The sequence below is a fragment of the Flavobacterium panici genome (genome assembly GCF_024499525.1).
GTDB classification, from domain to species: domain Bacteria; phylum Bacteroidota; class Bacteroidia; order Flavobacteriales; family Flavobacteriaceae; genus Flavobacterium; species Flavobacterium panici.
Genome location: NZ_CP100437.1, coordinates 5653107 through 5665909 on the forward strand (window position 1 = coordinate 5653107; position 12803 = coordinate 5665909).

8 protein-coding genes are annotated in these 12803 nt (G+C 35.0%); 2 read left to right on the plus strand and 6 right to left on the minus strand.

Annotation, left to right across the window (positions count from 1 at the left end):
• Window positions 1–755 precede the first annotated feature (755 nt).
• Together NLJ00_RS23620 and NLJ00_RS23625 are read left to right on the plus strand one after the other, a co-directional pair.
• Window positions 756–1571 (plus strand): SDR family oxidoreductase, encoded by an 816-nt coding sequence (locus NLJ00_RS23620; protein ID WP_256635632.1) that lies wholly within the window; start codon window positions 756–758, stop codon window positions 1569–1571.
• Window positions 1572–1662: 91 nt separating this feature from the next.
• Window positions 1663–2574, plus strand: coding sequence for a helix-turn-helix domain-containing protein (locus NLJ00_RS23625; protein WP_256635633.1), 912 nt, complete (start codon window positions 1663–1665; stop codon window positions 2572–2574).
• 8 nt (window positions 2575–2582) lie between these two features.
• Here the strand turns inward: NLJ00_RS23625 and NLJ00_RS23630 are convergent, their stop codons facing one another.
• The 6 genes from NLJ00_RS23630 to NLJ00_RS23655 all read right to left on the minus strand — a co-directional run bounded on the left by NLJ00_RS23630 (window position 2583) and on the right by NLJ00_RS23655 (window position 12705).
• Window positions 2583–3044 (minus strand): response regulator, encoded by a 462-nt coding sequence (locus NLJ00_RS23630; protein WP_053474238.1) that lies wholly within the window; start codon window positions 3042–3044, stop codon window positions 2583–2585.
• A gap of 3 nt (window positions 3045–3047) precedes the next feature.
• Entirely contained in the window at window positions 3048–5738 is a 2691-nt protein-coding gene (locus NLJ00_RS23635; protein WP_256635634.1) for a PAS domain S-box protein, read from the minus strand.
• A gap of 223 nt (window positions 5739–5961) precedes the next feature.
• On the minus strand, window positions 5962–8247 hold the full coding sequence (locus tag NLJ00_RS23640) for a T9SS type A sorting domain-containing protein (RefSeq protein WP_256635635.1): 2286 nt from the start codon (window positions 8245–8247) through the stop codon (window positions 5962–5964).
• A 24-nt stretch (window positions 8248–8271) separates the two neighbouring features.
• On the minus strand, window positions 8272–9489 hold the full coding sequence (locus NLJ00_RS23645) for a cell surface protein (protein ID WP_256635636.1): 1218 nt from the start codon (window positions 9487–9489) through the stop codon (window positions 8272–8274).
• A gap of 25 nt (window positions 9490–9514) precedes the next feature.
• Window positions 9515–10660, minus strand: a complete 1146-nt coding sequence (locus NLJ00_RS23650) for a DUF5074 domain-containing protein (protein WP_256635637.1) — start codon at window positions 10658–10660, stop codon at window positions 9515–9517.
• Window positions 10657–12705, minus strand: a complete 2049-nt coding sequence (locus NLJ00_RS23655; RefSeq protein ID WP_256635638.1) for a TonB-dependent receptor — start codon at window positions 12703–12705, stop codon at window positions 10657–10659. Before NLJ00_RS23655 ends, NLJ00_RS23650 begins: the two co-directional genes overlap by 4 nt.
• Window positions 12706–12803 lie beyond the last annotated feature (98 nt).

Below are 12803 nucleotides of genomic sequence, written 5' to 3' on the forward strand. Positions count from 1 at the left end.
CTATGGAATGTAACGGGATATCAAAAAATAACAAGTTATATCTCTTTGTTCCGTAGGAACATTTCATTGGTAGAAAAATATATTGTTATAATCGTTACGTCCCGTAGGAACGTTTGATTTTGACATCGTTTTTTAATAATCTGGCATTTCAAACGTTCCTACGGAACGTAAATGCGACGACCTTTATTTTATCTACCAACGAAACATTCCTATGGAATGATAACGGGATATCCAAAAATAACAAGTTATATCTCTTTGTTCCGTAGGAACATTTCATTGGTAGAAAAAATATATTTTTATTACCGTTTACGTTCCGTAGGAACGTTTGATTTTGATATCGTTTTTTAATAATCTGGCATATCAAACGTTCCTACGTAACGTAAATGTAGCTGACCTTTATTTTATCTACCAACGAACCATTCCTATGGAATGATAACGGGATATCAAAAAATAACAAGTTATATCTCTTTGTTCTGTAGGAACATATCGTCGGTAGAAAAATATATTGTTATCATCGTTTACGTTCTGTAGGAACGTTTGATTTTGACATCGTTTTTTAATAATCGGGCACATCAAACGTTCCTACAGAACGTAAATGTGGCTGACTTTTATTTTTATCTACCAACGAAACATTCCTAATGGAATGAAACAGTAATTTCAAAATCCGTAAAAAGAATACAAATTGCCCGAATTAGTATTATTCGTAACAGCTCTTCTGTTTAGACCTTTACACTATTAATTTAATAGCTAAAAAAATGGACAAAACAATTTTAATTACAGGAGCAAGCAGCGGAATTGGAAAAGAAACTGCAAAATTATTTCAATCAAAAGGATGGAATGTTATCGCTACAATGCGTAATCCTGAAAACGAAACAGAATTACAAGCATTACAGAATGTTTTTGTTACTAACCTTGATGTATTGGATTTACAATCTATCGAGAATGCGGTAAAGGCCGGGATCTCTAAATTTGGTAAAATTGATGTATTATTAAATAATGCCGGATATGGCGCTTATGGTACTTTAGAATCTTTTTCGAGAGAAAAAATTGTACGTCAGTTTGATACTAATGTTATTGGACTTCTTGATGTTACTAAAGCTTTATTACCGCACTTTCGTGAAAATAAAAATGGAATTATCATCAATATTTCTTCAATTGGAGGTAAAATGACTTTTCCACTTGGCGCTTTATATCACGGAACTAAATTTGCTGTTGAAGGTATTTCTGAATCCTTAAGTTTTGAAGTGGAACAATTTGGAGGAAAAGTAAAAATTATAGAACCTGGAGCAATTGCAACTGATTTTGCCGGACGTTCGTTTGACTTTAGCAACGACGAAATTTTTACCGAATATCAAAGCATGGTTGGAAAAGTAATGGACGCTTTGCCTGCTTTATTTGATACTGCTTCGCCTGCAAGTTTGGTGGCTGAAGTAATTTATGAAGCAGCAACAGACGGTACAAATAAATTAAGATATCACGCCGGAGAAGACGCAAAAGTCATTATTGAAAACCGTAAACAATTGGATGATGAAACATTTATTGGCGGAATGAGAGCACAATTCGGACTTTAAATTTTAAACTGATAAACCTATTAGAATCATCAGAACGTGGTGATTCTTATAGGTCTTTTAAAAATTGTATCTTTACATTAATGATCCTGTTATGAGCGCATTTATACATTTACAAACAATTTCAGATTTGTTCCGTTTTTTTCATCTGGAAACTCCTATTCTGCACCCTCTTATTGCCGTGGTAGATTTTAGTGAGGTAAAAGAGCAGATTACGGAAGACACTAAAATTTCTCCAGATTTCTACGGATTGATATTCAAAAACTACAATAGAAATAATATCAAATACGGACGAAAAATCATTGATTTTCAAGATGGAAGTTTGATTTGTGTGGCTCCAAATCAAGTTCTCGAAATGGACGAGGATATTGAGGTTTCACCAGCTATGATGGGCTGGGGATTATTTTTTCATCCGGACCTCATCAGGGCAACTTCTTTAAATAATAAATTAAAGGATTATAGTTTTTTTTCATACGACATGTCTGAAGCACTTCATATGTCAGAGAAAGAAAAACAAATTTTATACGATTGTGTTCTTAAAATTGAAGGAGAATTAAAAGAAAACATCGATATACACAGTCAGGATATTATCGTTTCTACAATTGAACTGCTGTTGAATTATTGTTCCCGTTTTTACGGAAGACAGTTTATTACCCGAAAAAGTTCGAATAATTCTGTAGTTACTGAAATTGAAAAAATACTGACCGGATATTTTAATTCAAAAAGCAATACCGAAAAAGGATTACCAACTGTAAAATTTCTGGCAGAACAAGTACATCTTTCACCAAGTTATTTAAGTGATCTGCTCAAAAAAGAAACGGGCAAAAATACTCAGGACCATATTCATTTTTATTTAATTGAAGAAGCCAAAAATGTTTTATTAAACAGTGATAAATCGGTCAGCGAAATTGCCTATTCATTAGGGTTTGAATATCCGCAGTATTTCAATAAACTGTTCAAGCAAAAAACAGGGAAAACGCCAATAGAATTTAGAAGTCTGAATTAAATTCGTAATCAATTATCGCTGCAGGTAAAAATATGTTTGGAACCTTTGCTGAGTGAATTAACAATTGCATCCTTTAAGCCGGATCCTAAATTAGAGGTAATCACCCTTAATATTTCTTTTAAATCATTAAAATTATTTGGCTTGACAAAATAGCAAATCGACCCTAAACTTGCAGCTGCTTCCATATCCTTTTTATGCGACGATGTCGAAATCATAATTACGGGTATATCCTGATACGCCGGATCTTTTTTTAATAATTCCAAACAGTTCCAGCCATTCATAATCGGCATATTGAGATCCAGAAAAATAAGTTCCGGTTTTTCATCAATTGTCTTTAATATTTCAAATATTTCTACACCATTAACGGCACAATGACATACAACATTTTCATTTACATCTTCTAATGCCTCACAAAACATTTCTGTATCATCGATATCATCATCAGCCAATAAAATTATTTTCTTTTCCATAATCTAAATATCATTTTCATTTTGTTTTAAAGGGAGTGTTACAATAAAAGCGGCACCTTTTGTATTACCTTCTGCAACAATATTTCCTCCATGCCGTTCTGCTATTTTTTTACAAAGTGATAATCCTAAGCCGGTTCCTTCGTAACTATCTTTGGAATTGAGACGCGTAAAAGTTTCAAATATCCGCTCTGCCTGTGCAGATTCAAAGCCAATTCCGTTATCTTTCACTGTAATTACAGCAAGACTTTTATCCTCCTGAGTAACTATTTTTGATGATAATATAATTTCAGGCGGCGTTTCATTTTTGGCAAACTTAATAGAATTATTAATAAGATTATAAAAAAGCTGATAAAGAAGTACCAAAGCTCCTTCAATTGTTGGGAGATCGTGATAATGAATTTTCCCGCCTGTTTTTTGCAAAATGATTTCTAAATCAATTTCAATATTTTTTATAACCTTATTGAGATCAACCAAAGTTGGTTTCTGCAAATCGGCATTGATTTTAGAATATGCCAAAACGCCATCAATCATATTGTACATACGATCTGTCGCAACGTGAATTCTCTCTATAAACCTGCTTGCAGATTCGTCTAACTTTCCATCAAGATGATCTTCCAGCCTGCTTGTAAATGTTTTAATTTTTCTTACCGGTTCTTTTAAATCATGAGACGCCACATGTGCAAACTGCTGTAAATCTTCGTTGGAACGTTTTAATTCTTTCGTTCTGTTTTCAACCAGAACTTCCAGTTTTTCAGTAATCGTTTTTTGTTCATGAATATCGGTGCAGGTACCAAACCATTTGACAATCGCTCCCGATCCATCTTTTATAGGTACTGCTTTACTTAAAAACCATCTGAATTCTCCTGTATCTCCATTTTTTAATCGCAGTTCAATTTGATATGCAGTACCTTTTTGAACGCTTTGATACCAATATCCCAATACCAGATCAACATCATCCGGATGCAGGAAAGGAGTCCAGCTTGTATCTCCAAATTCATTTTCTTCAAAACCGGTATATTCATACCAGCGTTTATTATAATAATCGACAAAACCATCCGGTTGTCCGGTCCAGATAATTTGCGGTACCAAATCTGCAAGAAGTCTGAATTTTTCTTCGCTTTCCTTAATAATCTGCTCTACCTCTTTTTGCGAAGTAATATCACTTGCTGCACCAAACCATTCAATTATATTATTTTCATGGTCTAATATTGGGATTGCCCTTGAAAAAGTCCATCCTAATGATCCATCTGCGTTTAAAACTCTGTATTCTAATTCAAAAACACTTTTGTTTGCTATTGATTCCTTAATATGATTCAGTACTATTTGCTTATCATCCGGATGAATGTATTTATCAAACCAATTTATAGTTGGTTCTTCAACATCAGATAAAAATCTGCTTCCTTCCATGGTTCGCATTATTGTCCAGTCTGCATTCATGCTGTACACCATATCAGATGAAGCATTAACCAAAGCGCGGAAACGGGTTTCACTTTCCTCCATCTTTTTTCGGGCCACTACCTGCTGTGTAACATCAACCGCTACCTGAATCATACCGGTTATTTTTCCATCTTCCACTAAAGGGCGATAGGCCAGATTATAGTAATAATCGACCATTATACCTGTACGGTTATGCTGAACCAGGACTTCACTCTGGTCAAAAGAAATTCCTTTATTATAAACATTTTGAACCTGAGTCCAAACGTACTGCCCTTTTAATTCGGGCAAAACTTCAATCAGCGGCATGCCTATTATTTCCTCGTCGCGACCAATCAGGGTGAGCATATGTTTGTTAATCTGCTCGATTACCAAATTGTCACCCATTAACACCAAAGTTGGAGACGGCGTTTGATCGATCATAGATTTTAATCGGGCTTCGCTTTCTTCTATTTTTTTTCGGGATAAAAACTGCTGTTCCTCTGCCAGTTTTATTTCAGTAATATCACGCGTCGTACCTGCAATAGCTTCTACTTCTCCTTTTTCATTTAAAACCGGGGCAAAAATATAATCGTAAATTCTTTTGCCCAGTTCTGCATGCGGAAAAGAAACTGTTCCCCTAATAGATTTTTTAGAAGCAACAACTTCGTCAATTTCTCTTTCATGCATTGCAGCATGCCATTCTTCATATCCATTTTCTCTTAAACCTTTTCCAATGGCATCTTCTGCTGATTTTCCCCACATGGTAAGCAAGGCTTTATTGGCATATGTAAACTTGTATGATAAATCAAATACATAGACCAAATCCGGTGTTGTACTTGTGATGGAGTCGTAAAGTCTTTTTTGTTTTTCTGCAGCTGTTAAAGCATTGTTGAGTGTAATTTCTGCTTTTTTTCTTTCGGTTATATCTTCTGTGGTTACAATGAGTAATTCATCTTGTTTTACAGCCGTAAACCGAAACCAAAGCTGTATTCCCTCTCCATCATACCAGCGTTCAAAATTAGCTGTTACTCCGGTTTGGGCTGCTTCAATAAATCTTTCCAGAATACCATTTTTTTTTATCGTGGGAAAAACAACACTGAACCGTTTGTTTTTGTATTCGATATCACCAATCCATTTTTTGGTGTAAGTATTAAAAACTAGTATAGAAAAGTCTTCTATTTCGCCTTTATCGTTATACAAAGACTTTATAACTGCGATTCCGTTTGCAGCAGAATTAAAAACAGTTTCAAAAAAATCATTATTTTCTGTTAATTCCATCGCAGCATTTTAGTGTAATGAATATTTTTTATTGCTATGCTAATGCTAATATAATTAATTTTATGGCATAAATAAAGTAATTATTTATGATTCATTCCGCTTTATAATTTCACACTAAATGCTGTATTTTTTTCAATCTTCATTATAAGGATCAAAATGATTTAAATTAAAAAACCCCTTTATTGAATTCATAAAGGGGTTCGGTTTTTGTTTTATTCAAAGATTAATTTTTAATAAACTTTTGTACATAACTAGCTTTATCAGTTACAACCTTTATAATGTATAATCCTTTTATTAAAGAACTTACGTTAATTTGTTTATAATTAACCTCAGCATTAATTGCTTTTCCTGAAATGTCATAAACATTCACGCCTAATACTTCATCTTCTGTTTGAATATTCAGGATTTCAGAAACCGGATTAGGATAAACTGACAGTTTTACTTTTGTAAATTCCTCTGTTCCTAAATTAATTGATGCTTTAACAGTAATTGATTTTTCAACGAATTTACCATTCGAATTAAAACTGATTACAACTGTCGCATTTCCAGTCTTTTTTGGTGTTAAAACCAACTCGTCTTTTTCATTTATTACCGCTGTAACAATTTGTGCATCACTATTTGATTTTACCGATTTTGCAATGGCAAGAGATAAATTATCGGCATCCGAAACAATATTTTTTAAATCAATTACGGTTGCATTTTTTACTGAAACTTCTGAAGGCAAAGCCGCACTAATTACTGGCGAAGCATTATCCGGAAAAACAGTCATAGCAGGAAACCAGTAATAATCATCTAAAATTTTAGTGTTTGTTAAAACTCCTTTGTTATCAAAAGTATGAATCCAGTTTTTTTGGTAATGCGCTCCAAATCCGCTTTCTGTTGTATTCAGAATTAATTTATCAGAAACCGGATCAATACGCAATGCCGCACCGTAAGGAATTTGTTTAAAAGTTCCTGTTTGTCCCGGAATTACTGCAAAATTCTCATTGAACGTTTTTGTGGCAACATCAAACTTTACAATTTGTGTTCCTGAATTAAAACTATTAATAGAATTTATCCAATACAAAGCATTCTGCTGATTGCTGTAGGTAAAACTTCCTGCGTTCCATGCTCCCCAAGATCCTAAATATTTCGTAGTTGGAATTGCATATTCTGTTAGGGCAAAAGTTGTTTCATTAATATTAATTAATTTCTGATTCTGAATTCCCCAAACACTTCCGTCTTTCGCCTGAACTACAGAATGAAATGCTCCGGTAATAGTAGTTTTTACACTATTTGTCGCTGGATCAATAACCAGAATTCCTGCATTTTGTTTTACAGCAAATACATAATGAGAAGTACGAATCATGTTTCCTATTTGTCCGGAATACTGACTTCCGCCGCCTGTTCCTGTTACTAGGCTTCCCACTTTTAGATTGGCAATATCAAAAAGAAAAACTCCGTTTGAAGCACCAATATAACCTGTCTTTTCATCAACACCAACAAACGAACGTCCATCGCCCCCGCCAATATCATTAAATCCGGCGATTTTCTTCATCGTTTTCGCATTCGCAACAACCAATCTTCCACCCGGAGTATATTGACTGTCTCCTCCATCTGAAGCTTGCTTTGAAATAAAGTAAAACTTATCTCCATAAATTGTTCCATACTGCGTTGTTGCCCCAAAAGCCTGACTGCTGTTTGTCGCACTGTAAACACGGTAACTAATATTTCCGTCAGCATTCACAAAATTTACAGATCCGTTGGTGTGTCCAAACCATTCTTCGTTTACCAAGAAATAACCCGCAGTAAAATCTGTTGCCGCAACGTATGGCGCTACCGCAGTAAAAGTTGACGCAATATCAAACGAATTAAATCCCGGATTATAATTCCAAACATCCCATGAACCGTTTTCTAAAACACGGCTGCTTGCTCCCAAACCAGAATAACCAAATTCAGTATCGGTTGGATTTTTTACCCAATACGACCAATATCCGTTGCTTGTCCAGCCAGACTGCCAATGATCTGCCGCGTCAATAGGCGTATATAAATCAAAATCGTATTCTGTCGTATTTACAATTCCGTTTACCGGATAATACGGATACGTTACATTTTTATCTTTATAAAGTCCGTTTGTGTTAGCTCCGTTCAAATCAAAACCAAGTCCGCCAATTGCAGATCCAAATTGTGTTCCCTGATATAAAAGAGTAAAAAAACGGTGATCTGCTTTTGCAATTGCTTTGAGCATATCTTCTCCCGTTGCATTTCCATCCCATTTAAAACCCCAAACTAAGGCATCGGCATTTTTCTCGTCGTTCCATTGTACCACAAAAGCTGCTTGATTTGCTCCTGTTCCTACCCAATATTTAATTTGAGCAAAATCTGCTGCACTAGCCGTTTTTTTACTCGTCAGCTTTTTAACCGATGATTTTTGCTGAATATCATTTCGCGGAACACCTTGTACCGATACCTGTGCATTGGTAAAGAATGCAAATAATAATAGTAGTATTAAAAAGTAATTTTTCTTCATATTATAGTTGATTTAAAAAATTTATTAGTTTAGATATAAGTCGTAAGCTCCCGCTACTTCTGTAGAAACTTCTCCCAGCCAGCCCGCTTCCTGATTGATTGCTGTATGTATTTTAATGAAATCTATTCCGGGAAGTTTTACATAATTTCCGTTTTTATCTACGGCCCAGGCAATGTCAATATTTGATGCTTCGTCATTATTTGGAGCATTATCGGCATAGCCAAAATCAAAAGATTTCCCTACCCAGTAATTTCCTGCGCCGCTTTGATCGTAAAAATTGTCTGCTATTTTTGTTCCTTTCAGCGTATAAGAAGCCTCAGAAATCCAAAGCGGATAATAACTTTGTTCGTGGAATATATTTTTAGATTTATAGCCGGAATTCCCCAAATTATCCTGCCATTTGATATATTCAGAATCCATTTGCCAGGATTCATTTCCTTCAGCTACAATTGGAGTTTTGTTGGGATCTGGTTTAAAATAAGTAATGCTGAAATTCTTTAACGTTGTGTTTTTAAAGTATTCACTTCCTGCTATTTCGTACCATTCATCTTCATCGGGTTTTCCGTTTTTATTTTTGTCGTAAGCCACAGAAATAATTCCCGCTTCGCAAGATCCAAAACGTGCTTCATTTGCCTGATTTCCCCAAAATGCATTTCCTAAAACTTTAAAATCGCGTCCAGCCATATTTGGAATTGTATGATCAAATCCAAAAACAACATAACCGCCAAAACCGCCTAATGAAATCATAGTCGTATTTGAACCAACAAGTGCTTTTTTTGCCGCACTGATAAGATTACTTTGCGTATTTCCGGTTATATATTCCGGAATTGTATTCGTAAACTGACCAGCTGCCGGACGAAAATCAAATACATTCGAAATATATTTACTGTACGCTTTTGTTTCTTGTACAACATTGATAGTTGATGTATAGGTTTTGACAGTTCCGTTAATTTCTACTTTTAAAGTCAGCTTGTAATTTTTTAAATACGGACTAATAAAATCCAATTGTGAATTCTGCGAAAGCAAAGAATCTTCATTTGCAATCCAGGTTAATTTTGAATTCGCCGGAAGATTTGGCACAATATTCAGCACTTTAAATCGGTCAATTGAATAAGATTCTTTTAGTACTTCTGCTGGAATTTCTACATTGTCTTCTTCCTTATCGGTTTCACAAGCAATGAATCCCAAAAAGAGAATTGACAGCAATGTGGTTTTTAAAATTTTAAAAGGAATTGTTTTCATTTTATGATAATTAGTTTTTTACACTTTACTTCTTAGTGATAAAAGCGATATGCGCAGGAATATTTCCAGCCGTTGTTTTCCACTTTAATTTGCCTTCTGGTGTAAAGCAATAGATGTAACCTGTTACAACATAATTCTGGGCATCGGTTATATAAATCTCTTTTGTTTCGGGATTTACCTGAAGTCCGTATGGAATCATAATTTGCTTTTCTGTGCCGTCTGTAATAATTCTATCTGTGATTATTTGTTTGGTTTTTGTATCAAGGATTCCATAGATAATTTTATTACTGTTGGTTAAGTAACTCCACGATACGCTATAGAAATAAAGTAAATCGTCGACCAGACAAGTGTCTGAAACCGGAATGTCGAGCTGCATTTTTTTCTCATCGGTTTTGGTATCAATTACAAAAAGATTCGAAGGCGTGTTGTAATAATCTCCTCTGGAACTCACATAAATATCACCGCGGCTGTCAATCTGCATGCTGTACAAATTGATGCCGACATCTATTTTTTTTATTTCTTTGAAAGTTTCCAAATCAATTACAGAAACAGTTCGGTCATAATTTGGAACTCTGTAACCTCCGGAATTTGCTACATACAATTTTCCGTTATGAACTACCATTTGTTCAGGCTGATAGCCAACGGTTACTTTTCTTTTTATTTCTAAAGATGTTGTATCGATTTCGGCAACAAAACCAATTTCTGCATTTGGATCAATTGCTACAGGACCAGAATACGAACTCACATAAGCTTTATCTTTATAAAAAGTCACATAACGGCAATTGGGAATATCAATTTTTTTGATGCGTTTTGCTGTCCATTTTTCTATGACCTCAACTTTGTTGGAACAATTGATTACGGCGTAGACTTTATTCCCGTAAATCTTAATATCATTTCCAACATCGCCTAATTCTTTTACAACCGTTGGATTTCTTTCGGAATAAATATCGGTCGTGTAATTTCCGGTTCTGTAATTAAAAACGTCAATACTGGCGCGGTTCATTCCCATATTTCCTTCGTTCAAAAGATAAAAACCTTCAATATTCCCGTCACTTCTTGGCGCAGCAACACTTTTATCTGTTGACGGAAAAATGGTTTCATCTTCTCTGCAGGAAGCAAAAGCCAGAATGATACATAAACTGAGAATTATTTTTGCGGTTATCTTTTTCATAGCTCAATACTTATTATAAATTTCACTGTGCGGCCCGGCATTGGATAATTGTATATCACTTCATAATTTTGGTTGAGAACATTGTTGAGTTCTACTGCGCCCTTTAATTTGTAATTCTGAAATGCAAATAATTTTTGAACGGCTAAATCATGAGTATACCACGGCTGAACTTCATTAATTTTTATGTTATTGACATTTCCGTTATAGCGTTTCCCAACATAAATAAAACTGTAGTTGAAATTCCAGGTTTCATAATCGGCATTTAAGATTCCTGAACCGCTATGCCACGGTGTATACGGAATTTGGTCTCCGTAAGAGGATAATTCAAGACCGCCAAATTTGGTATAATCTTTACTTTCAGAATACGTGTAAGTAAGATTTGCAGCAAGATTTACTTTACCAAAATGCGTTCCCATATTCAAAACAGATTCTATTCCTTTTCCTTTCACCTGTCCGATATTCGTCATCATCCAGCGGAAAAGATTTCCGGTTGGCGCGGCGATTATTTTATCTTTTGTATTGGTGTAATAACCGTCTAACTGAAAAGAGAATTTGTCGAAAAAGCCTTTATTCTGAGGAAAATTATACGTGAATCCAACATCGTACTGATTCATATATTCTGGTCGCAAAGTGCTTGAACCAATCATGGTATAATACAAATCGTTGAAAGTGGGCATTCTGAAAATTCGTTTTGCAAACGCTCTTAAATTAAAATCGTAGTTTTTAAATGGTGCGTAACCTAGAAATAAGGCCGGAGTAAATTCTGTTTTATCTGGAGCTTTTGCGTTGTAGCGAACTTCTTCCTGAACGTTTGTGCCAATAACGCTCCCTAAAGCTTTAAAACCTCCAATTCTGTAAGTACTGGCTAAAGAAATTAATGTAGTATAACGCTGCGGGTAAGAGAATTGAGTCTGGATTCCTCTTCTTGTAGCGTTTAATCGGTTGTATTGAAAATCTGTAGACAGCGAAACATCCCAATTTGACAAAATGCTGTACATATTGACTGCCGAGATATAATATTCCTGCTGATAATAACTATCGTCAGACTGTGCACCTTCGGTTACCGTTTCTCCTAATATATTCGTGGTATCTCTGGCGACATAATGTGTGTAATCGTAAGCGAATTTTGCCCTTGCCTGAAATTTATATTTTTCGGTAAAGTCTTTTACCAAAAATGCCTGCGTGAAAAAATTCTTGTCATATTGCCTGAAACCGTCGGAGAATTTATTTTCTACAATTGCGCCCGGCGCTCCTCTGTGGGAATCGTAATAATATACTTTAGCATCCCAGGAACCTTTGTTTATTTTTCCGTAAAGACCAGATTCTACTCGTAAAGCTTCAATATCACTATTATGTCTTGTGGCTGTTGTATCGTAAGCGATTGTTCCGTCGAGATTGTTTCTTTTGTATCTGAATTTATATTCTCCGTTCGATTTTATGTATTCAGAACTAAAACTCATACCGACTTTGTCACTTAATTTTTGTTCCCATCTAAAAGACGGATCAAAATAATTAATGGACATTGTCTTGAAACGTACTAATAGATTTGTTTTTTTATCGCCAATAAAAACCGGACGTTTTGTTCGTAGATAAATCGTAGAAGCCGCCGCAAAGTCTTTTGCTGATTGGAATATTTCGCTTTTCTGTCCGTTATACATCGTTAGCGATTCCATATCGTCGAGAGAATATTTCCCTAAATCGGTAACGCCGTTTTGTGCGTTTCCTAATTGTATTCCGTCATAAAAAACACCTACGTGATGTGTTCCCATGTTACGAACATCAACGGTTTTAAGTCCGCCAAGTCCTCCGTAATCTTTTATTTGGGTTCCGGCAAAATACCGAAGAGCATCGGCAACATTATGGCTCGACAAATTTTCGAGTAATTTTCCCGAAAGTGTCTGCACGGGAATAACTTCCTGATAGGGTTTTCCTTTTAAGATTACTTCTTTTAAAACCCGCAGACTATCAGTTTCTACTTGCGAATGAAGTACAAACGGAGCAAAAAGTATGAAAACGAATAAGAGTATTTTTTTTCTATAATACATCACCAATTAATTAAATAAACTTCGGGATGTAATAGCAAAAAGAGATAATCCTGTTATGTAAATAACAGGTCAATTCTTGTTGTCAACTTTATTCCACG

What these genes read in the sequence shown, in the direction of transcription:
- NLJ00_RS23620 (WP_256635632.1), top strand. Translation starts at nt 756, where the DNA reads ATGGACAAAACAATTTTAATTACAGGAGCAAGCAGCGGAATTGGAAAA.
- NLJ00_RS23635 (WP_256635634.1), bottom strand. Translation starts at nt 5,738, where the DNA reads ATGGAATTAACAGAAAATAATGATTTTTTTGAAACTGTTTTTAATTCT.
- NLJ00_RS23650 (WP_256635637.1), bottom strand. Translation starts at nt 10,660, where the DNA reads ATGAAAAAGATAACCGCAAAAATAATTCTCAGTTTATGTATCATTCTG.
- NLJ00_RS23645 (WP_256635636.1), bottom strand. Translation starts at nt 9,489, where the DNA reads ATGAAAACAATTCCTTTTAAAATTTTAAAAACCACATTGCTGTCAATT.
- NLJ00_RS23655 (WP_256635638.1), bottom strand. Translation starts at nt 12,705, where the DNA reads ATGTATTATAGAAAAAAAATACTCTTATTCGTTTTCATACTTTTTGCT.
- NLJ00_RS23625 (WP_256635633.1), top strand. Translation starts at nt 1,663, where the DNA reads ATGAGCGCATTTATACATTTACAAACAATTTCAGATTTGTTCCGTTTT.
- NLJ00_RS23630 (WP_053474238.1), bottom strand. Translation starts at nt 3,044, where the DNA reads ATGGAAAAGAAAATAATTTTATTGGCTGATGATGATATCGATGATACA.
- NLJ00_RS23640 (WP_256635635.1), bottom strand. Translation starts at nt 8,247, where the DNA reads ATGAAGAAAAATTACTTTTTAATACTACTATTATTATTTGCATTCTTT.